This window comes from Bacillus vallismortis (genome assembly GCF_040784915.1).
In the GTDB taxonomy this organism is placed as follows: Bacteria; Bacillota; Bacilli; order Bacillales; family Bacillaceae; genus Bacillus; species Bacillus subtilis_G.
Window position 1 is genome coordinate 2,217,532 of record NZ_CP160797.1, and the last position, 24,109, is coordinate 2,241,640.

The 24,109-nt window shown below is 37.8% G+C and carries 25 protein-coding genes and 5 pseudogenes; 14 read left to right on the top strand and 16 right to left on the bottom strand.

Annotation, left to right across the window (positions count from 1 at the left end):
• Positions 1-30 precede the first annotated feature (30 nt).
• The 3 genes from ABZM97_RS10460 to ABZM97_RS10470 all read left to right on the top strand — a co-directional run bounded on the left by ABZM97_RS10460 (position 31) and on the right by ABZM97_RS10470 (position 1,500).
• Positions 31-324 (top strand): hypothetical protein, encoded by a 294-nt coding sequence (locus ABZM97_RS10460; protein ID WP_087991892.1) that lies wholly within the window; start codon positions 31-33, stop codon positions 322-324.
• A gap of 702 nt (positions 325-1,026) precedes the next feature.
• The gene (locus ABZM97_RS10465; protein ID WP_087991891.1) at positions 1,027-1,149 is read left to right on the top strand and encodes a biofilm-forming protein; all 123 of its coding nucleotides are present in this window, start codon (positions 1,027-1,029) and stop codon (positions 1,147-1,149) included.
• 57 nt (positions 1,150-1,206) lie between these two features.
• Positions 1,207-1,500 carry a YozQ family protein gene (locus ABZM97_RS10470; protein ID WP_087991890.1) on the top strand — a complete coding sequence of 98 codons (294 nt, stop codon included), beginning with the start codon at positions 1,207-1,209 and terminating at the stop codon, positions 1,498-1,500.
• A 143-nt stretch (positions 1,501-1,643) separates the two neighbouring features.
• Here the strand turns inward: ABZM97_RS10470 and ABZM97_RS10475 are convergent, their stop codons facing one another.
• Positions 1,644-3,329: a methyl-accepting chemotaxis protein gene (locus ABZM97_RS10475; RefSeq protein WP_087991889.1), complete on the bottom strand. Its 1,686-nt coding sequence runs from the start codon at positions 3,327-3,329 to the stop codon at positions 1,644-1,646.
• Positions 3,330-3,654: 325 nt separating this feature from the next.
• On the opposite strand from ABZM97_RS10475, the gene hpaB reads away from it, so the two are divergent.
• Positions 3,655-5,106 carry a 4-hydroxyphenylacetate 3-monooxygenase, oxygenase component gene (gene hpaB / locus ABZM97_RS10480; protein WP_253268371.1) on the top strand — a complete coding sequence of 484 codons (1,452 nt, stop codon included), beginning with the start codon at positions 3,655-3,657 and terminating at the stop codon, positions 5,104-5,106.
• Positions 5,107-5,164: 58 nt separating this feature from the next.
• Here the strand turns inward: hpaB and ABZM97_RS10485 are convergent, their stop codons facing one another.
• Both ABZM97_RS10485 and ABZM97_RS10490 read right to left on the bottom strand, forming a co-directional pair.
• Positions 5,165-5,863 carry an expansin EXLX1 family cellulose-binding protein gene (locus tag ABZM97_RS10485; protein ID WP_289347472.1) on the bottom strand — a complete coding sequence of 233 codons (699 nt, stop codon included), beginning with the start codon at positions 5,861-5,863 and terminating at the stop codon, positions 5,165-5,167.
• A gap of 270 nt (positions 5,864-6,133) precedes the next feature.
• On the bottom strand, positions 6,134-6,811 hold the full coding sequence (locus ABZM97_RS10490) for a YoaK family protein (RefSeq protein ID WP_367386829.1): 678 nt from the start codon (positions 6,809-6,811) through the stop codon (positions 6,134-6,136).
• A gap of 171 nt (positions 6,812-6,982) precedes the next feature.
• On the opposite strand from ABZM97_RS10490, the gene ABZM97_RS10495 reads away from it, so the two are divergent.
• Positions 6,983-8,020 (top strand): polysaccharide lyase family 1 protein, encoded by a 1,038-nt coding sequence (locus tag ABZM97_RS10495; protein ID WP_087991916.1) that lies wholly within the window; start codon positions 6,983-6,985, stop codon positions 8,018-8,020.
• A 243-nt stretch (positions 8,021-8,263) separates the two neighbouring features.
• Here the strand turns inward: ABZM97_RS10495 and ABZM97_RS10500 are convergent, their stop codons facing one another.
• The 4 genes and pseudogenes from ABZM97_RS10500 to ABZM97_RS10515 form a co-directional block, all read right to left on the bottom strand.
• Positions 8,264-9,037, bottom strand: coding sequence for an acetoin reductase (locus ABZM97_RS10500; RefSeq protein ID WP_367386830.1), 774 nt, complete (start codon positions 9,035-9,037; stop codon positions 8,264-8,266).
• 413 nt (positions 9,038-9,450) lie between these two features.
• Positions 9,451-10,167, bottom strand: a pseudogene (locus ABZM97_RS10505) (NPP1 family protein).
• A 721-nt stretch (positions 10,168-10,888) separates the two neighbouring features.
• Positions 10,889-11,163 (bottom strand): annotated as a pseudogene (locus tag ABZM97_RS10510) (hypothetical protein).
• 184 nt (positions 11,164-11,347) lie between these two features.
• Complete coding sequence (locus ABZM97_RS10515; protein WP_367386831.1) at positions 11,348-11,821, bottom strand: DUF4944 domain-containing protein; 474 nt, start codon at positions 11,819-11,821, stop codon at positions 11,348-11,350.
• 242 nt (positions 11,822-12,063) lie between these two features.
• Between ABZM97_RS10515 and ABZM97_RS10520 the strand changes: the two are divergent.
• The 3 genes and pseudogenes from ABZM97_RS10520 to ABZM97_RS10530 form a co-directional block, all read left to right on the top strand.
• Positions 12,064-12,204 (top strand): annotated as a pseudogene (locus ABZM97_RS10520) (aspartate phosphatase); the annotation flags it as partial.
• Positions 12,201-12,322: pseudogene (locus ABZM97_RS10525) on the top strand (PhrK family phosphatase-inhibitory pheromone). The pseudogenes ABZM97_RS10520 and ABZM97_RS10525, both read left to right, overlap by 4 nt.
• Before the next feature lie 249 nt (positions 12,323-12,571).
• Positions 12,572-12,934, top strand: coding sequence for a hypothetical protein (locus ABZM97_RS10530; RefSeq protein ID WP_087993938.1), 363 nt, complete (start codon positions 12,572-12,574; stop codon positions 12,932-12,934).
• 108 nt (positions 12,935-13,042) lie between these two features.
• Here ABZM97_RS10530 and ABZM97_RS10535 read toward each other — a convergent pair whose 3' ends face one another.
• The 3 genes from ABZM97_RS10535 to ABZM97_RS10545 form a co-directional block, all read right to left on the bottom strand.
• Complete coding sequence (locus tag ABZM97_RS10535) at positions 13,043-13,237, bottom strand: hypothetical protein (RefSeq protein ID WP_367386832.1); 195 nt, start codon at positions 13,235-13,237, stop codon at positions 13,043-13,045.
• A 158-nt stretch (positions 13,238-13,395) separates the two neighbouring features.
• Positions 13,396-13,890: a hypothetical protein gene (locus ABZM97_RS10540; protein WP_367386833.1), complete on the bottom strand. Its 495-nt coding sequence runs from the start codon at positions 13,888-13,890 to the stop codon at positions 13,396-13,398.
• A gap of 39 nt (positions 13,891-13,929) precedes the next feature.
• Positions 13,930-14,844, bottom strand: coding sequence for a VanW family protein (locus tag ABZM97_RS10545; RefSeq protein ID WP_202327527.1), 915 nt, complete (start codon positions 14,842-14,844; stop codon positions 13,930-13,932).
• 299 nt (positions 14,845-15,143) lie between these two features.
• On the opposite strand from ABZM97_RS10545, the gene ABZM97_RS10550 reads away from it, so the two are divergent.
• From ABZM97_RS10550 to ABZM97_RS10560, 3 genes are all read left to right on the top strand, one after another.
• A complete protein-coding gene (locus tag ABZM97_RS10550) occupies positions 15,144-15,626 on the top strand; it encodes a DUF2975 domain-containing protein (protein ID WP_087993941.1) in 483 nt (160 codons plus the stop codon).
• A gap of 10 nt (positions 15,627-15,636) precedes the next feature.
• Entirely contained in the window at positions 15,637-15,861 is a 225-nt protein-coding gene (locus ABZM97_RS10555; protein WP_003220412.1) for a helix-turn-helix transcriptional regulator, read from the top strand.
• 89 nt (positions 15,862-15,950) lie between these two features.
• The gene (locus ABZM97_RS10560; protein ID WP_087993942.1) at positions 15,951-16,748 is read left to right on the top strand and encodes a DUF817 domain-containing protein; all 798 of its coding nucleotides are present in this window, start codon (positions 15,951-15,953) and stop codon (positions 16,746-16,748) included.
• Between the two features lie 256 nt (positions 16,749-17,004).
• Here the strand turns inward: ABZM97_RS10560 and ABZM97_RS10565 are convergent, their stop codons facing one another.
• Positions 17,005-17,877, bottom strand: a complete 873-nt coding sequence (locus ABZM97_RS10565; RefSeq protein ID WP_087993945.1) for a LysR family transcriptional regulator — start codon at positions 17,875-17,877, stop codon at positions 17,005-17,007.
• Between the two features lie 100 nt (positions 17,878-17,977).
• Between ABZM97_RS10565 and ABZM97_RS10570 the strand changes: the two genes are divergently transcribed.
• Positions 17,978-18,856, top strand: coding sequence for a DMT family transporter (locus tag ABZM97_RS10570; protein ID WP_087993943.1), 879 nt, complete (start codon positions 17,978-17,980; stop codon positions 18,854-18,856).
• A gap of 300 nt (positions 18,857-19,156) precedes the next feature.
• On the opposite strand, the gene ABZM97_RS10575 is transcribed toward ABZM97_RS10570, so the two are convergent.
• The 3 genes from ABZM97_RS10575 to ABZM97_RS10585 form a co-directional block, all read right to left on the bottom strand.
• The gene (locus tag ABZM97_RS10575; protein ID WP_087993944.1) at positions 19,157-19,321 is read right to left on the bottom strand and encodes a hypothetical protein; all 165 of its coding nucleotides are present in this window, start codon (positions 19,319-19,321) and stop codon (positions 19,157-19,159) included.
• 71 nt (positions 19,322-19,392) lie between these two features.
• A complete protein-coding gene (locus ABZM97_RS10580; RefSeq protein ID WP_202327518.1) occupies positions 19,393-19,860 on the bottom strand; it encodes a hypothetical protein in 468 nt (155 codons plus the stop codon).
• A 40-nt stretch (positions 19,861-19,900) separates the two neighbouring features.
• On the bottom strand, positions 19,901-20,080 hold the full coding sequence (locus ABZM97_RS10585; RefSeq protein WP_242519854.1) for a permease: 180 nt from the start codon (positions 20,078-20,080) through the stop codon (positions 19,901-19,903).
• Between the two features lie 525 nt (positions 20,081-20,605).
• Here ABZM97_RS10585 and ABZM97_RS10590 point away from each other — a divergent pair.
• Positions 20,606-20,836 carry a hypothetical protein gene (locus ABZM97_RS10590; RefSeq protein WP_087993962.1) on the top strand — a complete coding sequence of 77 codons (231 nt, stop codon included), beginning with the start codon at positions 20,606-20,608 and terminating at the stop codon, positions 20,834-20,836.
• A gap of 682 nt (positions 20,837-21,518) precedes the next feature.
• Here ABZM97_RS10590 and ABZM97_RS10595 read toward each other — a convergent pair.
• A complete protein-coding gene (locus ABZM97_RS10595) occupies positions 21,519-22,409 on the bottom strand; it encodes a CPBP family intramembrane glutamic endopeptidase (protein ID WP_367386834.1) in 891 nt (296 codons plus the stop codon).
• Positions 22,410-22,605: 196 nt separating this feature from the next.
• Positions 22,606-23,235, bottom strand: a complete 630-nt coding sequence (locus ABZM97_RS10600) for a type 1 glutamine amidotransferase family protein (RefSeq protein WP_202327516.1) — start codon at positions 23,233-23,235, stop codon at positions 22,606-22,608.
• A gap of 265 nt (positions 23,236-23,500) precedes the next feature.
• On the opposite strand from ABZM97_RS10600, the pseudogene ABZM97_RS10605 reads away from it, so the two are divergent.
• A pseudogene (locus ABZM97_RS10605) lies at positions 23,501-24,092 on the top strand (serine hydrolase); the annotation flags it as partial.
• Between the last annotated feature and the right edge of the window lie 17 nt (positions 24,093-24,109).

Genomic DNA, 24,109 nt, shown 5'->3' on the forward strand with positions numbered 1-24,109 from the left:
ACCTAACATCGACATAATGGAGGCATGCATATGGACGTTTTTTTAGGAATCGGTATTGCTTTGGCTGGATATTTTATCGGTGAAGGTTTAAAGCAAATGAATCATCCAAAAGCTTATGAAAAAAGTGATACCTTGCTTATAAAAGAACGAGATATTTACTATTACATTGGATATTTTTTAGGAATCACGACAGCAGAGGCAAAACAGTTAGCCGGAGACACGAAAGACCTTCCTTACATTGAAGTAAACGGAAAAAGGTATGTACAAAAACATTTGTTAAAAGATTGGACATTCACATTAGTTGAGAAACATCAGGGTGAATAAAACAAAACTTGAGGAGAGCGAGATTCATTAGACACGCTCTTCTCAGTTCAGCTGTATAGACAGCTTTCTCTCATTTCATACATCTTTCATCATATTTATCTTCAATTTCTCCTCTTATGATAAGTAAGAATGCCACTCATCAAAACATTTATTTAGGCATTGATATCATTTTTTACACAGTGTCTCTCCTTTTTAAAATTTGAACCTGATTCACTTTAGACACCGATGAGCTGTACACGTTTATAAAGGATCATAGAATCCCAAAACCAGTAAATTACTGCAGATGCATACAGCGATAAAAGCAAAAATCCCAAACAGAAAAAAATCATATAATAAAGCAAGTGGTCCTGTGAATAAGGTAATCATCGGCATGCGATAACTGATGAAAAAATAAAATCCGAAAAACAAACTAAAGGAAAGGCTAGATAGCCATAATGTCACAAAATAATATGATGCGTTTTTGTTCTTTTTTTCCCCTTCTATTACTCAGCAGTTCCCCACCTTTATACAGCCTATTCATATACAGTACTAACGAAAGGCTTCAAAAATGACCTTTGCCTATATTAAAAAATACGACTGGCATGAAATTGACTCTCTTGCCTAAATGAGAAAGAGTCAACGAAAAAAAGCGAATGAATACCTGCCTAACTGACAGAATAAGAAGAGTTGATATTCAACACTTTTCGTAAAGGAGTGAAACCTATGAGTAAAAAAGGAATTCAAAATTCAAGTATTGAACAAATAAGAAATGACCATGAGACTGAGACAGCTTTTAAAGCAGATGATCCTAAAAAACATGGTTCTGATCCTAAAAGAACAAGATAAGTTTTTGCATGAATCCCGTATGACACGATAAAATTTCAACAATCTGGAGTGAGTAAAGTGACGCAAAAAAATGGAGCAGACAGACCGGATGACTACAAAAGATATTCTTCATTAGACAAGGAGTATGATTTTCAGCAGTCTTTAAACGCAGGTGATAAGACAGAGAATGTAAAAACTGAAAACCACACTCATAATAAAGAAAACATAAATGACACCACGGAAGTTGCTGGAAGATTTTTCGAACCTTCCGATTATAAAGGAACCACGCAATTGGAAAAAGGATTGGCTGAAACTCATGAACAAGTCAGTGATGACTATTTTGAAGGAACGATTGATCAAAATTTGGACTAGTCATTCAAACGGAGCTAACTTTAAAAAGCAAGTCAGCTCCGTTTGAAGAAACAATCACAATGAAAATGACGATCCCCAAATCAGCTCCCTCATAAACATAAAACCCCACCGAATAAGATGGGGTTTAAAGAAATGCAACCTAATTAATATTTAAAACGATTAATGACGGTTTGAAGTTCTTCCGCCAACTGGGATAGAGATTCAGCAGCATAGGAGATTTCCTCCATTGAATTGAGCTGTTCCTGTGATGACTTCGCAACCGCTTCTGTATTTGCTGACGTTTCCTTTGTGCCAGCGGCCAATGTATGAACTGTATGCTGAATCACTTCAACGCCGGATGTAAGCTGTTGAGTTGCCGCTGCCACTTCTTGTATTTGTGAAGCGACTTGTTCCACAAGGTTCAATATTTCATTGAAATTCCCTGTTGTCTCTTGAGAAAGAACAATACCTGAGCTTACATTTTCTTGAACAACTTTGATATTATTCACCGTTTCAACTGATTCATTTTGGATGGTTGTTACCACCGATTGGATGTGATTGGCAGATTTATTTGTTTCATCGGCCAATTTCCGAACTTCTTCGGCCACCACAGCAAAACCTTTTCCTTGCTCTCCGGCTCTGGCCGCCTCGATCGCTGCATTCAAGGCCAACAAATTTGTCTGCTCGGATATATTTGTGATAAGCGAAGAAATATCACTGATTTCTGCTGTGCTTGATACCAATGCCTGCAAACCATTGCCGGCTGAATCTACAGATGTATCAATGAACTTCATCTGCTCTAACATTTTGTTAACGGATTTAGACCCTATTTCAGCTTTATCTCTCATCGAAGAAGAAAGATCCGCTATGTTACCTGTATTTGAAGCAACAGATGAGAGACTGTCTAATAATTCACTAATGGATTCCGCACTTTTTTCTGTCATTGAGCTTTGTTTTACATTGCTGTCTGCAGCCATCTGCATGGCTCCGGAAATATGCTCAGAAGTTGATTTTGATTCTTCCGCGCTTGCCGATAATTCTTCGGAAGATGCGGCAACTTGTTCAGATGAACTGCTGATCTGCTTCACAATTTGTGTTAATGATTGGGTAAAAGAATTGAAAGATTGAGCAAGCTGACCAAATTCGTCTTTATTTTTCACAATGACTTTTTTAGTTAAATCAGCGTCTCCGTGGGCAATTTCCTCCAGCTGCTTATTCATGCTTCTCAATGGCACCATAATAGACTTTAACAGCAATAAACTTAAAACAATGCCTAACATAATTGATATCCCTGTGACAATGCCGATGAACCATTGACTCATTTCCCCATTGGCGCGTATTTCACCTTTTAGATCCTCGACCTCTTGATCCAGATGGTCAGAAAGCTTATCGACAGCCGGATCTAGGACTTCTTTTCTTAACGTTCTTTCTTCTCCAAAATGGATGGTTTCTGCTTTTTTAGGATCCGAAGAGTAGGCTTTTACCACTTGCTGATTTAAAGCTCTATACTGAGTGAAACTTGTCTTAATGTCTTCAATATTTGATTGATCATTCTCTTCATCAACCAAGTCATTGACCCGATCAAGGCTATTTAAGACATCGTCTGCTTTTTCCTTCATTCCCTCGTCATATTCTTTGTCTCCGGTAATCAGAAAGCCTCTTTCATCATTTGATAAACCGGTCAATCGATATTGGATGTGTTTCATTTCTTTTTGGAATTCCATTTTGTCTTTAAGTTCTTCATTCTTTTTCACAGTAGAAGAAATCATAAAAACTGAGGAGCCTCCAATTCCAATGATTGAAATAACTAATATTGATATAATCCCCAGCAATTTTGTTTTCACTTTCATGTGTCGATTCCCTTTCTGCACTATGTAATGTTCGAGCATTTAAGTGTAATTCACTTACACCCATGTCAATAATATCGACAGGTTTAATAAAGTTTATAGTGCTATCAGCATGATGAACAATCCAATTATTTGCATATCTGGACATGGCAGAAAAACCGTGCGAGACATCTGCTGCCTTGTCTACTTAGGTATTTCAAATTGTTCTTTTTCACTGCTTTTATTAAGGCATACTAAAAAAGGCTTTTCCGATTTCAAATAGACTGAACAGGCTGTTCTTTCGAAAATATAATGACAATACACAGCTATTTGAAGGAGGAAACGTCAAATGGGGATCATCAATGGAAAAGAATTCATTGACCGATTGAATAAACTAGAAAACGAAGTATGGTATGATGGCGAAAAAATAGCGGGGCATATTTCCGATCATCCTGCATTTAAAGGGATCATCAGAACGAAAAGCTCGCTTTATGATTTGCAAACGAAGGATGAGGTCATGAATGAAATGACTTATTGCCTTCCTGGAGAACATGATCCTATCGGTCTCTCTTACCTTCAGCCTAAAACCAAGAGTGATTTGAGAAAAAGAAGGAACATGATTGAACATTGGGCCAGACATACTCACGGGATGATGGGGAGAAGTCCTGATTACATGAATACAGTTATGATGAGCTTTGCATCTTCAGCAGAGCTTTTAAGAGGTAAAGAGAATTGCTTTCCGGAACATATACTAGACGTGTATAAGCAAGCTGCTAAGCATGATCTTTCCTTTACCCATACCTTCATTACGCCCCAAGTGAACCGGTCACAGTCTTATTTAGAGATCAGCGAAAAACCGATATCTGCTAAAGTTATCGATAGAACTGAAAAAGGCTTAATTATACAAGGCGCACGTCTTCTTGCAACCCAAGGCGGGTTAACAGATGAAATTCTGGTTTTTTCGGCACCTAAATTTTTCTTTGAAACAGATGAAGCTTATGCTTTTTCGATACCCTCTAATACAAAAGGCCTCAAATTCATCACACGAGAATCATTTGTAGTAAGCGAATCTGCCTTTAATCATCCCTTAAGCTCAAGATATGAAGAAATGGATTCAATCGTTGTTTTTGATCACGTGTTAGTGCCATGGGATCGTGTGTTTTTTTATGATAATGTGGAAGCAGCTAAAGATTTTATGACAAAAAGCTCCTTTCATGCCTTTACCTTTCACCAGGTCGCGATTAGGCAAATGATCAAAATTGAATTTCTATTAGGAGTCGCGCAGCTGCTGGTCGAGACGATTAATGTTTCTGAATATCAGCATATACAAGAAAAACTCTCTGAGATCATTGTGGGAGTGGAAACCATTAAAGCACTCATTGACAAATCAGAAAATGACGCTCAGTTAGATGAGTGCGGCTATATGCGTCCCAGTTTGATCCCGCTTCAAGTCGTCAGTACGGTCATTTCTACTCTATATCCCCGATTAACGGAAATCATTCAATTAATTGGGGCTAGCGGAATGGTGACGCTGCCGACAGAAAATGCGTTTAACTCAGAGATACGGGAAGATCTTGACCAATACCTCCAAGCAAACAATGCAAATGCTGAAGAGCGTGTGAGAATTTTCCGTTTGGCGTGGGATTTAACCATGAGTTCATTCGGAACAAGGCAAACTCACTACGAAAGATACTTTTTCGGGGATCCGATTCGGATTTCAAGCAGACTGTATACCAGTTATCCAATGCAGCAGCAAGTAAATATGATTAAAAAATTTTTATATGCAGATGCTGAGGATTGATAACTATTTATATTAAAAATGAAAAAACAGCGGGAAAAGGTCCGCTGTTTCGTATTTTTCATTCAGGAAACTGTACATGGCCCGGTACTGTATATGCATTGGACGTTCCGCTTTCAGGCAGCTTCGGAATGGTGTCTTTCACAACCTTTCCGCGGATGTCCGTCATTCTGACTTTGAGAGAGCCTGTCCCTACATTGGTACTGACAAAATGGTTATAGTCCATTTTTTCCATGTTGACCCACTTTCCATCTTTAGCATATTCCATTTTCATAACAGGATACTTGTGGTTTCTGACTTGGATTGCAGCCCACCACCTGCTGCTTCCTTCTTTGATCCTGTACGTGAAATTCCCTGTGATTGGGGCTTTGACAACACGCCATTTGATGTTGATTTTTCCATCTTTCATATTGCCGATTTTACGGAAAGCATTAGGTGACAGATCAAGAGCTCCCTGAGCGCCTTCAGGATACAGATCGGTAACGTAGACCATTGTTTTTCCTTTTGGCCCCTCGACTTCCAAATAAGAGCCTGCGAGTGCCGCTTTCACTCCCCCGTAATTGAGATCTGCCGGATTGATTGCAGCAATCTCCATATCGGAAGGAATGGGATCCAGCAGGAAAGCTCCTCCTGAATAACCCGACCCTGTATACGTTGCATAGCCTTCATGCAGGTCGTCATATGCCGCCGAAGCTTGCGGGGAAAAATAAAGGATCATCAACAAAACCACGCTAACAAATGCACTGATTTTCTTTTTCATACATGACCTCCTCAATCCAGACTTTAAATGAGAATCATTATCATTATAAGACTCAATCCATCTGGTTTGAAAGAGGAAATAGATTCATAGATGGTTTTCATACATAATCACTATCATTCCTATATCAAAGGAAGCGTTTTATGAAAAAACCAATACGAATGAATGAGTATGCACATCAGCCGAATTTCTTATTTTATTTACTGAGCAAAATTCGCATAGCAATAAAGGACATGAAACGCGTTTTTGGCTCGATAACAGTATGAGGAAAAGTTATTTTTCCCCGCTCAGTTTCAACTTAGCTGTCATCATGATGCCAAATATCAGCACGATCGGAACCCAAATGATGATGTCATAAAAATCAGGCTCAGCGAAAGCCACAATAATAGCCCCCACACAATATAAGATAATAGCCAGCGCTCTTAACACAGCATCTCTTAAAAATGTCTTCTTCTGCTTCTTAAAAAACAAACGGCCGGACAAATCCTCTAAAAGAGAAGCCAGTGTTCCGGTCAACACAGTTGAAGAAATACCTGCGATCCCCAGCTTTTTAGCTGCTATTGTTTGAATCCCCATCGATATGCTCATGAGAATAATAAGGATGTATACAGGAACAAAAGCCGAATAAAAAGAAAGACAAGCAAAGACAAACAAAATGAAAGCTTCAAGCGCAAGCGCTTTTGTCACCGCAGTAGGCCACAGGGTATTTTCTGCCTTTCCGACCATCAGTGTTGAAATAACCACGCCACATATAAATCCGATTAGCGCGGTCAAAGAATTAAAAACTGTGACCTCAAGGGATTTGCCGATCGCTAACCCCAACAATACAATATTTCCAGTCATATTCGCTGTGAACACATGTCCCAGACTTAAATACCCGATTACATCCACGATTCCAGCTGTTAAACATAAAAGTGAAAGCAAGGTGTTTCGATAAGCTGCTGCAGTCAACGGTGTATCAATCCCTTCTTCTATTTCAATTGATAGTATGTCTTTTAACGAAATCTGTTTATTTTGAAATAACCCGGCTTTAATTAGGAAGATAGAACCTATTATTCCATTCCATTAACTGTAATAATAATCTCCGCAAGGAAATTTATTAATTGAAAGGGGCAAATTATGCTGAAACGATTTTGTTTATGGTTCGCCGTGTTTAGTTTGTTTTTGGTTCTCTTGCCTGGAAAAGCGTTTGGAGCTGTCGATTTTCCAAACACCTCAACGAATGGCCTTTTAGGATTTGCCGGAAATGCTAAAAATGAAAAAGGCATTTCTAAAGCGAGCACAACGGGCGGAAAAAACGGCCAGATTGTTTACATTCAAAACGTTAATGATTTAAAAAACCATCTAGGAGGATCAACTCCGAAAATTTTAGTTCTTCAGAATGATCTTTCCGCATCTTCGAAAACAACAGTCACCATTGGCTCAAATAAAACACTCGTAGGCTCTTACGCGAAAAAAACGCTGAAAAATATTTATTTAACAACTTCATCTGCTTCTGGAAACGTCATTTTTCAAAATCTGACGTTTGAACACAGTCCGCAGATTAACGGAAATAATGATATCCAGCTTTATTTAGATTCCGGCATCAACTATTGGATTGACCACGTCACATTTTCGGGCCACAGCTATAGCGCAAGCGGAAGTGATTTGGACAAGCTCCTGTATATCGGAAAATCAGCAGATTATATCACAATCAGCAACTCAAAATTCGCGAATCATAAATACGGTTTGATTTTGGGATACCCTGACGATTCACAGCATCAATATGACGGCTATCCCCACATGACAATCGCTAATAATTATTTTGAGAATTTGTATGTAAGAGGCCCGGGCCTCATGAGATACGGATACTTTCATGTTAAAAACAATTACAGCAACAACTTTAACCAAGCGATTACCATTGCCACAAAAGCAAAAATATATTCCGAATATAACTACTTTGGGAAAGGCAGTGAAAAAGGCGGAATCCTCGATGACAAGGGCACTGGCTATTTCAAGGATACAGGCAGCTACCCGTCTTTAAACAAGCAAACCTCTCCGCTTACTTCCTGGAATCCCGGATCTAACTATAGCTACCGTGTCCAAACGCCGCAGTATACAAAAGAATTTGTCACGAAATATGCCGGATCACAGAGCACAACACTGGTATTTGGCTACTGACACAAAAGAGGCCTGCGTAAAAAACGCCGAGCCTCTTTTTTACTTATAGGCCGATCTTGTTGCCTTCATCAAGCCCAGAACTGGTCAAACCATTCTTATCAAAAAGTGTATTGTCTTTTTCACAATCACTTCTCAATCAATTTTCTTATTATACCAGTTTATCGCAAGTAAAAAGAATAAATTGAATCGGATCATACTAAGTTTCAAAATCGGTTTTCTATTTACATATCATTTAGTTTTTTATCATCTATAAACTAGACCGCCATCAGTTAATATGGCTTGACCGGTAATGTAATCAGAGGCATCTGAAGCTAAGAATGACACTAGATTAGCAACATCTTCGGGGATTTGATATCTTTTCAGGGCTATTTCCGAAGAAAATTTTTCAAAAGCTTCCCCTGGCTGCAGGTCATCACTGTGTTTTACCATTTCTTCATCAATTCTGTCCCACATTTTTGTTTTTGCGACTCCGGGGCAATAAGCATTCACCGTTATTTTATACTTTGCCAGCTCTTTAGCAGCTGTATGTGTAAAAGACTTCACCGCATGCTTCGTCGCTGAATATGTGCCCAGCATTTCAAATGACTCGTGACCAGCTATACTGCATGCGTTAATGATTTTCCCCTTTGTTTTTTGTTTCATGAACTGATCAGCGGCTGCTTGAGTGCCAAAGACAACTCCATTCACGTTAACCTGAAACAATCTATTCAGTTGTTCTTCTGTGATTTCCAAAAATGGAGAAACAGCCTCAATACCCGCATTGTTTACAAAAACATCTAAGCGGCCAAACTGATCTGCTGCTTCTTTAACCAAATTGAATTGGTTTTCACGCTTCGATACATCCCCTCTAACCCCAATCACATGAAAGTGTTTCTCTTTGAAATCTGAAACCGTTTCATTCAGCAGTGCTCCATTGATATCATGCAGCACTACACGAAAACCATCTTTACATAGTCTTTCTGCGATGCCTCTCCCTAATCCGCCTGCTGAACCTGTAACTATCGCTGTCTTGGACATAAACATTCCCCTTTCGCAATAAGTTAACGTGACTATATCTTTATTTTAACAAATCAATAACTCTCCGCATCATTTAAAGGGCTGATACAAAAAACAGTTTCTATATGTAGAAATTGCTGTTATAATTTCAATTTGTCCATACCAGAGACGCTTTCTTTTTTGCTTGTTCATTGTATTCTTGAGACTCCAACTCATTACAAAAAGGCCAAGTTTCAAACCGGCCTTTACATTCAATCTTTTATTAGAATTCGTACAACTCATCAACTGATAACCGTATAAATCTTTAACTTTCCCATCCCCACAATTTTCACCAATATAAGCTTTAACAATAAGTCTTTATAATCTATTCCTGCATTTTGTTATGAAAATGCCGTATTAATCTACTGACTAATCCAGCATGATACATTATGAATTTATCTAAACCATGCCTTTTCTAAATGATTCATGAAATTAGGATCATTAAAAGGGACATTTGCTTTACCGAAATCCGTTGTATTCAAAGCATTCCTCGCTGCCGGCGTTAAGTTTTCCCACCCAATTAATGGCTGAGTGCCCCCTACTTAATCACTAATATGCAATTCATGGTTTAAGGGCCATGTGCTGTCGTATGCAATTAACGGATGTGTATCCTTCATATTTCTTTCATTTGGCTGAACATTCGTGAATTTTCCGTGCCCGGAGTATGCGATAGATAAAACTTTTGGATTTTGATTAGACGGATTGTCGACCCAAACTACAATTCCTTCCCAGTCATGTCTATGCCCCAACCTCGGAGAAGCCTCATCCTTTGGAAAATACCAAGAATACATGATTGCCCACACGCCATTGTACCAAGTTGAACGTGAATAAACTTGTCCGGTATGTTTGCTGCAATCTCCTTCAGGCGCTCCAGTCGGCTGTAACCCGCCACTTGTATTGCCTTGTGCATCTACTGTCGGAGAGGGTACACAGCCGCTATAAACCTTCAAATACGGCTGGAACTTTTTTTCGGCTTTTTGAGAAATAGTAGTTGGGGCAACTTCATCGAAACCTACTACTTTGTCATGATCAATGACAGCAGCATCAACAGTTGGAACTAAGCTGATAAAAACGAGAAATGACATCAAAACAGCAAACGCAATTTTCTTCATTTCACTTTCCTCCTTATCGCATTAGTTATGTAAAACCCAAACTGCCAAGTCATTATACAATGGTGAAATCCCCATTCAATCAAATTTACAGAATCGATACGATTATTCATCATTCTTTACCTTCAAAGCAGCCTGAAGAACAATTTTGGTTTTTATTTTCATGTATCCAGCCCAATTTTCATCATTAGTAAACTCACCTAAAAATCATTCACTTGAGCTTCTTGAAGCACAGAATGATGTAGTGTAAGCTTCTATATTAGGATTTTGTGAAGGAGTTTCATCACTTAGTGCCAATGTATTTTTATTATAATGAAAATTTAGTACATAGATTAGTTAGTACATTTTATAGGATCAAAAAACACCCCTTCATATCATAGGTCAGAGGTGTTGAATAAAACTTATTTCGTTTTAACACTTCTCAGAAAAACACTTCTGTTCTCTGTGGCAGTTGTCAGCATCGTGGCATTTTCATTAAGCCGTCGAACTAATGCTTCTTTAGCTTTTCCTTCATTTAAGTTAGTAGACCGAATAACAAAAGTCCCGACTTAACATTTACTGCTAGTTGATTGTGTTAAGTAAACTCCTTTATCATTTTTCGGATTTGTCAGAAAAATAACAGAACCACATTAAACTAATGACGCCGGCAGCACCTAAGATTGTCATTATGATATAAGCCCATGTGGGTAAATCCATACACTTCCCCTCCTAAAAATTAAATAAATCAATTAAGGTCTTCTTCTTTCTTTTTCTTGTCCAGTTTAATACTTATAAAAATGTTGATGATTGCAGCTGAGAGATATAAAAACCCTACTCCCAGAGTGCCTAAAATTGTACTTACAATTATGATGTAACTTTTTGTCATCACTTGACTGTCATCAAAATAAGAAGTGTAATTAATCCAGCTAAAACACCTGCAAACCAAGCATTGCCAACAGCATAAGAATCATCAAGAACTCCTATCCATTGGCCAAAGATTGAGATTCCAACAGCAGTCAAACTGGATAGAAAAAGTTAATGATTTCATTTTCCCCCTCCTTAAACAGCTATTCTTCTTTTATGTAATTGAACAGCGATAAAAGATTGAATTGAACCACGTCTTTCGGTAAACAAGCCACTTCCAAAGTGATTCAAGGATTGGAACATTGAGAATTGCTGCTCGTCTTCATCAAGTCGGCTATCTTTAATACCATGATTTCTTATGTAATTTCATTTCTTCTGTTTGTTTTTTCTCCCCGGTCTTCCACTCCACTTTAACTACTAGATCATGTCCTATTACTTCCTCTTCAGGCATAAAATCAAAGGTAGCGATGTGGTCTTCCATATAACCTCCATCTGGCATTTCTTCACCTGTATACTCTGATAAATCATAATCTTCTCTGTCATCATATTTTTTACCATCTATGTATAAAGTGATTTTTTCAACAACAGTTCTTTTTTCGTCCTTCTTACTTCCCTGCCAGTACAAATTCAAAAAGTAATTAGGACCAATTGAAGTTTTATCTGATTTTTCAAGGTTAGAAACCCATATTCCGCTTTTTCCGCTGCCCTCATATTTTACTTTGTTTTCTGACATTATTACAAAGATTGATACGATGCAGATCACCAAAAATACAGTCATCAGCAATAGCCATTTTTTATTGTTCTTTTTTCTCATGTTTTTCCTCACTTCCCTCATTCTTTTAGTAGAAAATGCGATCAAAATGTTACAGATAATTAAAAAGAGCAAGTGAGCCAACAGAGGGTTGCTCTAAACTTTTTAAACTTCAATTAAAGGAAAGTTAAAACTTATAACATGCTTTAAATGCATGTTTTGTTTCATTAAGTCAATAACCTTCAAAATTATTACATTAATCCCTAAGATTATGATAATATCTTTATGAGATATTTTCGAATACTGAGAGTGAAAGTGTTGATGAATTAGCTTACTTCGCCGCAAAAAGTTTTGAAACAATAGGTGCTTTTGAAGAGGCTACAAGCTTTTTCAATGAAAAGATTTGGGCTGAACAGAAAATGAATCAGGTGGAGGGAATCTTATGAAAAAAATAGTGCTTTGCGTATCTATTTTAACTGTGATTTTAAGTGGAGCAGCTTTAACGCAATGAGTACAGATTCACCATCTAGCATCCAAGTTGCTGAAAGGCCGGTCGGAGGTTAAGGAGAAGAGCATTCTATATAGCCCGCCTCATGAGAGTGGGCTTATTATTTTTCCATTACTCCAACACCTTAAGGCACCCTTAAGTTCGCTAACAATAGCTTGTTGAATAATTTTTATACTTATTTTATCCTTATGATTCAATGATAAGGATAAAATAAGTATATAATTAGATCAATGAATTCTTATCAGCAGAACCACAAAATAGTAAGGTATTACCATTAATTTCCAACAGATAAAAGAGGGACTAATTTGAGAGAAAAATTATATTCATGTTTAATTTGCGGATATAAAGGATTAAGTCAAAGTCCTTTGTATAAAGGCGAGTATCAAAAAACGTTTGACATTTGTCCATGTTGCGATTTTGAGTTTGGCTACAGTGAGGACCATGATGTAAGATTAGGCTTTATTGTCACTCCGGATCATTTAATTGAGGCTGCATTTCAATTGTATCGCAAACAATGGATTGAGTCCGGGATGAAAATTGCTCATCCTGAAGATATTCCAGAAGATTTAAAAAATGGTGGTTGTTTAAAATTTGAAGTTCTGTTGAAACAACTGAAAAACCTAAATCTTGACATAGAGAATTTTGAAATTAACGGCTTTCATGATTAACTGAGGTGCTTTTTTGGTTTTTCAAAGGTGTAACAGTCTTTATCTTTACAATGTCAAGCTAAAAATGCGCAGGAAGTGATTCAACTGCTTGTTCATTTCAATACTTTTCTATTCGTATTCAATAAAGACTTTGTGATCGCCAACAAACATTTCACTTCCATCAGATAAGTGTATCCAAAAAGCCTCCTCTGGTTCTTCTCTATAGTCAAAAATTGCAGTAACTTTGATGTTTGACTCATCTTTGATTGGTTTTCCAACTGTTATTTTCGTTTTTTCCTCTGGCAAAGTAATGGATTTAATCATCAAAACCTTCCCATCTTATCAGTTTTACTCTCCCTCTTCCCTTTCCTTTCCTTTCTCCGCAGTATGCTTAATGCTGATTCATCTCATCTATATAAGAAAAGAAATATGAATATTCTATTTCAATGACTGACAAATTTTATAATAAGATGCTTTAACGCCTAATTAACGCCATCTTCAGTGAATTTAAAGGTCTGTTTTAAATTACGTCCTTCTTGCCCTTTTTGCGTCCAGATTATAACAATTTCTAATTCAGAGGCTTTATCTGCCAGCATAAAATGCTTGAACCTCAACGGCGATCCATCGTTTAAACTTTCAGCTAACGTTTTAGCATCATCTATTTGTTTTACACAATTTTCATCGGGGCATCCAAAAAGTGAAAACCTTGTGATTGAATCAGGATCATTTCTATACAATTGCACATCCACCGTAGCTGCTTCTTTCCCAATATTGTTGACTTCCAAGGAATAAACATTATATTTCCCTTTCTTAGGTGCCGCAAATTCCTTTGTATTTTTTGCTTCACTTACTTCTACTGACCACTGTTCCGTTTTTTGTGTAATCGGCAACACCGTAAAAGTAAGAGCGTGCGCATTTGATTGAACAAAAGTAAACGCAAATAATATTACATATAAGAAAAATAATACCTTCTTCACTTCATTTATCCCTCCATTCGCTTGTCCAATAATAGTATCCTATTGCCGCTCGGCATTTATTTCTTTCGGTATTTGAGATGGCGCTTTAGGGACTTTTCTCAGTTTGTTATTGATCATATCAGAAGAGTACAACGTAACAATCATACTCCCTCCATACCGTTTTGCCCGAATTAATATTGGCTGGTTATATTGGTTTTTAAAGAGAAAGTCTGGACCTCCCCAGCTTACTGTCGCATCACGTCCGGACGGAACATATGGTACGCTTCTTGAATGAGAATAGCGCTGAACGATTCGCATCCCCGCACGATCGACTGCATTAAATAGTGTTGAAGATACCTGGCAAATTCCTCCGCCTACACCTTCAGACAACTCACCTTTAACGATAATGGGTGCACTCTTGTATCCTTTGTCTTGAGTTCTCATCCCAACAACTTGATTAAACGAAAACGTCTCATTAGGGAAAACAACATGATTGTTAATCGCTTTTGCAGAAAGAGAAATATTGTGTGAACGGCTTTTATTGTTCGAATTAAAATACGTTACGTACTGACCGAGCTGATGTGTACTGATGTGAGCAAGCAGCTCGCTGTCAACTTTCGGATATATGTTCAATTCCGGCACTTCTACCTTGGAGGGGCCATGGCCATAGAAATAGGCATAAAACTTTTCCTTAAACGCCTGTTGATAAAGTCTGTAACCAACCCTGCCCGGGACAATGCTTCCCTGTTCGTTAAGCACAGCATTAGCCGGCTCCCGGTAAATTTCCTGATCCAGCTGTTCGATCAATTTACGGTATTTTTCATGGTCAATCATTGGAGTACCAGGAAGAGGCATTGTAAAGTTTTCACGGGTAACAGTAGCTATCGTCCGCCCTTGCTGTGTGACTGTTAAGCTGTCAGGCGGCTCGCTCGGTTGAGCCAATAATAAAAGGCCAGTGATCCAAATTTGTATCATAAGTCGGTTTACCTCCCGACCATTAGTATGGGCATCAGCTTATTCTTTGATGTATTTCTCCTATCGCTTGTTTGAATATTTAGATGTTGATTCGCTTATTTTTGAGTAATAGAAAAACCACATAAGTGAGCTATAACTTTAATTGTTCTCTGGTTCAATTCGCTGCCAAGTTAAAAATAGACTAAAATGATAAAGATGTAATAACAACAATAAAATAATCTAACTTAATATTTTTTTATTGTAAAACGATAAATATCGTGTTAAATTCAAAATGACAACAAATCAGTGAGGTGCTTTTTATGAATCGAGTCTCAACACTCTTTTTAAAGATTGCCGTAATTCTTATCGGACTTCCGATTCTTGCTTTGTGCATTTTTGCGGTGCCGAAGATAGCCAATTATGCAGCGGAATTAGTTCCAAATATCGCTTATATCAAATATCTCGTTTTCATCTATTTGTATGTAACGGCGATTCCTTTTTACTTTGCTCTTTATCAAGCGTTCAAACTTTTAAGCTATATTGACAAGAACAAAGCTTTCTCAAACATTTCTGTAAGATCTTTAAAGAATATAAAATACTGTGCGGTCACAATCAGTATCTTGTATGCAGCAGGCATGCCGATCTTTTATCTGATGGCCGAGATAGACGACGCCCCGGGTATCATAGTCATCGGATTGGTCATTATTTTTGCTTCAATGGTGATTGCAGTCTTTGCTGCTGTTCTTCAAAAACTGTTAAAAGAAGCGATTGATATAAAATCAGAAAATGACTTAACGGTCTGAGGTGATGAACATGGCAATTATTATCAATATTGATGTGATGCTTGCTAAAAGGAAAATGAGCGTAACAGAGCTTTCGGAGAGAGTCGGCATCACGATGGCTAATCTTTCGATATTGAAAAACGGAAAAGCAAAGGCCATTCGATTATCAACTTTAGAAGCGATTTGTAAGGCTTTAGAATGCCAGCCTGGAGATATTTTGGAATACCGAAGTGATGAAGATACACAAGATTCATAAAGAGGACACGGTGACACTATGGACGTAACGCTATATCCATCTATGCGTGCCTTACATATAATCAGAAAAAAAGTTTGGAGGCACATATCATGAGAGCGTTAAAACAACTCTTTCATTTTGGCTGGGAACAGGCCCTTTCGTGTTTGTTTCCTGTCGTTATTTTTGCCTCTTTGGCTATCACACAAATCATCCCTCTTCCCTTCTTGCCGCGGTATGATTGGCTGCTCATCATTTGCGTTTTCATGCAGGGGCTGATGGTGCGTTCCGGGCTTGAAACACGAGATGAATTAAAAGTAATCACCTTGTTCCACCTTATTGGGCTTGTTCTTGAACTTTTCAAAGTCCATATGGGCTCCTGGTCTTATCCAGAAGAAGGATATTCCAAAATGTTCGGGGTGCCTTTGTATAGCGGCTTTATGTACGCAAGTGTGGCCAGTTATCTTTGCCAGGCGTGGAGAAGGCTTAAGGTTGAACTGGTGAAGTGGCCGCCGTTTTTTGCAGTTGTCCCGCTTGCCGCTGCGATTTATTTGAATTTTTTTACCCACCATTATTCAATTGACATACGCTGGTGGTTATCTGGACTTGTCATCATTGTCTTTTGGAAAACATGGGTCATATACGAGGTGAATGGAACTCATTACCGTATGCCGCTTGCACTTTCTTTTGTGCTCATTGGATTTTTTATATGGATAGCGGAAAATATCGCAACGTTTTTTGGGGCTTGGACATATCCAAACCAAACCGAGGCATGGAGTCTTGTTCACCTAGGAAAGGTGAGTTCATGGCTTTTGTTAGTGATTGTTAGCTTTCTTATCGTAGCGACGTTAAAACAAGTTAAGGAACAGAATCCCACAAAGACAGAGATTGATGAACCTTTTTTAGGTTGAAGTTCTCCTAGCGTATAAAGTACCAAATAAAATGAAAAAGCAACGTTCGAATTGTTGCTTTTTTCTATTTTTAAACTCTACCGATGAGTATTCATTTTCCTCTAGGGTTAGATCATAGAATAATTGTGGAGAAATCGTCTTTGGCCATCCTTTAAGAACATCAATAAAGTCTTCGAACACTTTTTATAAAACGTCTTAAACTAAGAGTTTTTATGCTCCTCTTCTAGACTAGAATCACCTTATTACGTCTGCGGATTCAGATGACGACTGTTTTCAATATCTTGATAAACTCATGCGCCGCCGGCGTTATTTCATCAAATGAGTGCGCGATGACGCCAATATCACGGGTAATCCGGGGAATGATGTCTTTTTTGATCAATTGATGCGGAACAGATGAAAGTGTAAAGTTTGAAATAATGCCTATGCCCAAGTTATTTTTGACCATATTGATCAAGGTTTCGGCATTTTGCACAGTCAAGTTTTCCTTTAATTCAATATGGTGCTGCTGAAACGTATTTGACATTGCAATTTCATGACCGCCTTTGCAAAAAATAAGGTCATCTTGATATGTGTTGAGGTCGACATGCTTTTCCTGTTTTAATTCATCATCTTGCGGAGGGATGACCGCCACCATATAGTCGTTACGTAATAGTTGATAGTCAAACGGGTCAAATGGAGATGCCGCGATCCCAATATCAACCGTCCGATCCTCGACCCACCCTTTGATTTGATCAGAGGTCCCCTCGACCAATTCTATGCGGATCAGCGGGTAGTTTGATCTGAATGCCGCAATCGCCTGCGGCATGATATTTGTTGAAACAGCAGGAAATGAACCGATTTTCACCTTCCCGCTTAACAGCTTGTTTTCCCTGTTGGCTACTTGATATATTTTGCTTTCAATCCCCTTCATTTGCCTCGCCAGCAGCAAAATTTCCTTTCCGACGTCAGTCAGCATTAAACCATGATGTTTATCCCTGATCAATAATTTGAGCTGGAGCGAGTTTTCGAGGTTTTTTATCGCTTTGCTTACCGCCGGCTGAGAGATGAACAATTCTTTTGCCGCTTCTGTAATGTTCAATTTCTCCCCGACTTTTATAAATATGTGAAGATGGTTCATATTCATAACTATTTGGTTATACCCCCAATAATAAAAATGTATTTCAGTTATATACAAATGTAACATATGATAGAAACCAGCACGATATTTAAACAAGAAAGGCGGCTTATTAATGGTAAAAGTCATGCTGGGAATCATATCTGTCACACTTATTTGGGGCTATACTTGGGTTGCGATGAAAGTAGGAATTCATGACATTCCCCCGCTTTTATTTTCAGCATTACGTCTGTTCATCGGGGCGGTTCCTTTATTTCTCATTCTCTTCATTCAAAGAAAAAAACTTTCAATTGGAAAACAATATGTCAAAAGCTATATCGTCATGAGCCTGCTGATGGGCCTGGGCTATATGGGGATCTTAACGTATGGAATGCAGTTTGTCGATTCAGGGAAAACCTCTGTTTTGGTGTATACGATGCCTATATTTGTTACGGTGATCAGCCATTTTACATTAAACGAGAAAATGAATGTATATAAAACGATCGGGCTGATAAGCGGCTTCTCCGGACTTTTATTCATTTTTGGAAAAGAAATGCTAAATGTCGATCAAAGTGCTTTATTTGGAGAACTGTGCGTCCTTGCGGCAGCGCTTAGCTGGGGAATTGCGAATGTGTTTAGCAAGCTTCAATTCAAGCATATCGATATCATTCATATGAATGCCTGGCATCTACTGATGGGAGCCGTCATGTTGTTGATGTTTTCCTTTATATTGGAGCCGGTCCATTCAGCCGAGTGGTCATATCAGGCGGTTTGGTCATTGCTGTTTAATGGTTTGCTTTCTACAGGCTTTACATTTGTCGTATGGTTTTGGGTGCTCAATCAAATCGAAGCGTCAAAAGCATCCATGGCATTAATGTTCGTCCCAGTTTTGGCTCTATTCTTTGGATGGTTGCAATTGCACGAACAGATCACCATGTACATCATCATCGGCGCACTGCTGATATGCTGCGGCATTTTTATGAACACATTTAAATTATCACGACAGAAAGTGTGATTTTTGTTGACCTCGTATGATAGGAGACGGCTGTTATGAGTGCGTCTTCTAGAATCCTGACTGCAGTCTATTAAACAATGAAAAAAGCTAATGTCTGCATGTGAGACATTAGCTTTAATGGCTGGCGTTTAGGTTGGTGAGCAAGCCACTTGCAGGCAGCTTTACTTGTAAAACCGGGTTGCTTTTTGTAATACAATTGCATAGTGCTTATACTTCGGCAGAATTCAAATAATAATTGCTTATGTATGAACAATTTTCCCACCTTGAATTTTTCCAGCTAGCGAAAAAGGATTTTTTTATCTAAAAAGCCTTAAATACTGAATTAAAGAAAAACATCAAGATAATGATGGCTAGTACAATAACAATCTCAAAAGTATGTGAACTGCTATCTTCCTTTTCTTGTTCAGTCTTCTCCCTCATTTGTTCCCTATATGTTCTTTGTATTTCATCCTTTTTCTTATCCATCTTACTCGACCCCCTTCAAAGTAAAGCCAAGCAATTCTGAATTAATAAAAATCAATTATCATCTTTCAACTTCATTTTTTTTGTGAAAGGTAATTGAAATCACTGTTGCTAATATTGTTAAGCTTGATGTCTTTGTTTATCTCTAGTGCATATGGTTTAATGAAGTCCACAATAGGTGTCATATCAAAAGGAAAATCAAAGTCCAGCAACTCAGAATTGGTTTTATATACGTGTTCTTTAATAAAGAAGTGACAATCTGGTTTCATGTTTAACAGGCCATCTATAAAAGAAAAGGTATCAGCTGTAAAGTCATCAAGATATCTTTCTTCAGTGAATGCAATGACCTGAAGAAAGTTGGAGGAACCCTCGTATTCATTTTCATCCTCTATACCAATTAAAACTGGATTATCACACAGCTTTTCTTTTCTTTTTGAATCAACAATTAAGATATAACCGTAAATGTTTGAAGTTTTTTTTTGTAGTACCTGAAAAAACTCGACTTCATTTGTTCTAAAAAGCCTGTAAAATTTTAAATCCATATAAACCTCACTCTTCATATGATGATTTCATTTCTACTCTCTAACCCTGCTCATTCGTTTTTTCTTCTTTTACCTTCTTGTTTAACTTGAAGCCAATCAAGACATTGATAATCGCAGCTGGAAAATATAACATTCCCGCACCCATTATTCCTAACGCAGTACTCGAGCCGACGATAAACGACTGCACTTCTGTACTTCTCGACTTTAGACTAAGTAACACAAGAATTCCCGCTAAGATACCTATAAACCGAGCAACACCTGGTATGAAGAAATCGGTTAAAATTCCAAAAAATTGTCCCATGGCCGATAACAGGATTCCCAGAATACTGGAAATTACAACTAGTTTTTTTATGACTTGTCACCCCTTTTTTAAATCCTTTTCTTTTCAACAAATCCTTCAGCACAATACTTTTCAGTTCACCATCTCTTTCTATACAATACAATTCAACACCTTTTTAATGGCCACATTTGATTTTCCCTTTCTTACTTCACTTGTACATTACACTTCGGTTTAAGCTCACTTCCTGCTATTATCATCTTCTAAGCGCCATGAAGGTAGTTAGTCAAATAAGGTGAACTCTTGCGTGAGCGCCGGCGATTCGGGATTAAAAACAACATTTTTAAATTCATGGTCTTTTTGTTTTACATTTTTTAAAATACTTCTTTTATCTTGATTCCTTAGTCTCTCCAAGGACAGTGCATAACGTGTTAAGCTTTTAATAAAAACTTTGCAAGGAGTGGTTCTTTGCTTAAAGCTTCAAAATTTTTCATTTCATGTGTAGCTTTAATACTGTGCGTGTATTCATTATATAATCAAAGTGTTTTCCTCTTAACCTCTCTCCAAGTACTAGTTGCACTTCTCTTTGTTTTAATGGGGGTGGAGGCACTTTTAAAAAAACAAACGAGTTCTGCGTATTTTTTGTTCGGATCAGCGGCCATTATACTTGTTGTGAACGTAGTTAAATACATGATTTAACTTAGAATGTTCTAATTCCGCAGAAATATAGAGCCCCTGAATCAATAATGAAGGCAGCTACAATGCTCTTTATGTAATACTTTGCTCGCTTTTAATTTTTTCTTAAAATAGTTGAGTATGCCCTAGTTTACTCCTCCAATATTTAAAATTAAAACCGGTTTTATTTGTTTCCATTTTTCGGAAACGTTATTATCAAAGACATAATCCGTTTGAAACTTCCCATTAGTGATAATTGTTGCATGTATTTCAAAGAAAAAATGATGTATTTAAAAAATTTAAGATTTTCATGACGATCCCTCCGTTCTGTTTAGCTTTATGATATTGTGAAGTTGTTTTAAATTGGGAATGTTGTTTTATACTCAAAAACTTCAGCTGCAAGCAGATGCATCGTGTACCCAGCATTCTTTTGAAAGTCCATGCGAATAAACCTAATACAGTTAACACTAAGATGATCTCAACAATTGTTAAAATAGACATTTTTACTCCTTACTGTTTACCTCGACACTTGCCGTCCAAACACTTGCGCTCTAAAATTAGACGAATAATATTAACAACGAATGAGCAAGAAATAAGAATAGAATGGAAAACTCATTTTACATATCCATATTCTCATTAATAAAGGTTAACATTTTCACAGTAAACATTTATATCCTATTGTGTATAAACTGTATTTTTGTTTCTATTAAACACCTTCGCCGTTTCTCTTATTCTTACGCCAACAGCGAGCTATTACTGCTGGTATTAATAGCAGAGTACCGACAAAAAGCAACATACAAAAGATGACAAACAGTGCTCCTGTACCCGGCATAATTTCTTCGTAGGTTATAAAGCGTTCCTCCCCCTGCAGGACGAAAAACCGAGAATTTTCGAGAAAAGCTAGATGAAAGGCGATAGATGTCCATAAACTTCCTGTTACAATACGCAAAAGTTGAAGGATGAATCCAAAAGATAACAATAAAATGATGTAATCTAATGTGATAGCTGGTGATTCAATTCCTGCTATATATTGCAAACCACCTACAGTTATAGGTGCAAGCACAAATAGGATCGGCTGCAGGAATAAAGCTATAAAACAGTTAAACCGCCTGTTTAGAGCGTAGTACACCGTACCTCGAAAAGTTAATTCCTCTGGAAAAGCTTCATAAAAGAAAGCGATTATCATATTTAAGAGCAATACTGTAACCAAATGACCAGAGAAGTGAAATCGTGTAATGTTGATCCACCCTAATAAATGAGCGATAGCAAATCCAGATCCAGAAAGAATAATCACATACATTGCTCCCATAATGGCTTTCGGAATGGCTTGCCGCCACCCAGACAGTCCGAGAGAGCAGAATGGTCTACTAGAAAACCGTTTAAGAATAATGTAGAGCAACGGGACAGTAACTAGTGTCACTAAGCCTGCTTGGATACCTTGCTGCAAGAGCTTGGAAGCTCCTGCCTGGCGTGCCATTGAACCGACAAAAGTTGCAAAAAACAGCGCAAAAACGAACGTTCCCCAGCTGAAAAAAACAGCCGCCAGCCATTTAAGATGATTGTTTTGTTTTCCGTTTTGGATTTGATGAAATTGCATTTTCATCCCCCTTTCACAGCATGAACAGCATCAAACAAGAAAGCAAATTGAGCAGTCGATCATTAGCTTTCTTATTACAATACGTTCCAGATGCTGTTATTGTTTCAAATATTTGAATCACCCTGCTTCCATTGTATCGCTTTCTTCCATCATAAAAAAATGCCCCATCATTTCTGGAGCATTGGTACTGATTCTATCAATCTATTGTATTCATTAACTCGAAGAAGTGTTCTGGTTTTTGGGTCTTATTTAACTCATACCATGAATGCAATGTTTCTGGTGCAAATACATCTAATTTTTTCAGTACTTCCATCGCAAATTCCAGGGGAGCTATTCCTGATGCGGTGACCAAATTCTCATCAGATACTGCAGGTCCCATCTCATAAAATGCTTCTCCTTTATAATGAGGACAGACCATTTTCAAATACGATAAATCATTGCTTGTATGCTTTCTAGAGTCTAAGTATCCATAATTCGCGAGGCCCTCGGTTGCACCACAAATGGCAGCAACAATCGTGCCAAGTTGTAAAGCTTCGCCAACTTTTTTTAAGATCGGTTGATGAATATCTTCTCCCCAAGTATTCCCTCCGGGTAAAATCAGAAGATCTTCACTCTCAAACGTACACTTATCAAGGATAATATCTGGTTTTATGCTCAGCCCTCCCATCGTCTTTATCATTTCTTTATGAGCCCCTACTGTAACTACTTTTAGAGGCGCTACATCTTTTTTAAAGTATCTCCCTGAGTTTAGTTCAGCAATTAAATAGCCATATTCCCAGTCTGACATTGTATGAAATACATAGAGATAAACTTTTTTCGTTTGCATCTATTACACTCCCATCACAGTTGATCAAGCCCATGTAGATGACTTTCGTGCCATCCTTTTAAATAATGCCCTATGGTGGAAATATATGCAATTATAAAAATCTGCTACGCTTGCCCTATGATCAATGATGTAACATTTCACATAAGGCTAACCTTTAAAATAGGTGTTTTTCTATTTTGTTCCCCCTTCTACCCTCAATGCCTTCTTAACTTATAAAAAAACAGAAAACAAGATGAATGAAAAGGGTTTTGTTAAACTAACAGTCATGGGGAACATTTCATTGGAAATATATCGATTTTACTCTTATTTTGAAATATGTATTGGACTTTATGTTTAAGCCTTACTGGTTTTAAACCCTCTTACGGATCAACGCATGCTGAAGCAAAAGCTATAGGAGAAACAAAAATGCCAAGCCGTATAACTACTATAAAATTTGTTCAGCTTGAGAAATGATTTGATGCTATGCTTGGCGTTGTAATTGACACAGGTATAAACAAGGCTATCGCCTATCGGCCAAATGAACGGTTTGCTTAAGCATCAACCTATAAAGTTCTAGCCGCAGCTGCTGCCCTGAAGAAAAACTTAATTGACAAAGACGATCTTGTTACATATTCTCCAATCACAGAAAAACACGTGGATACAGGCAGCTGCTATTCGTTACAGCGATAATACTGCTGGGAACATATTGTTGCAACAACTTGGCGGCCCTAAAGGTTTCGAAAAGTCACTGAAGCAGATTGGGATCATGTAACCAAGGCAAATCGATTCGAGACGGATCTAAATCTGCAGTTCCTGGGGATATTCGTGATACAAGCACCGCAAAAGTACTAGCAACCGACCTTAAAACTTTCACAGTGGGACAACAATCTCACGA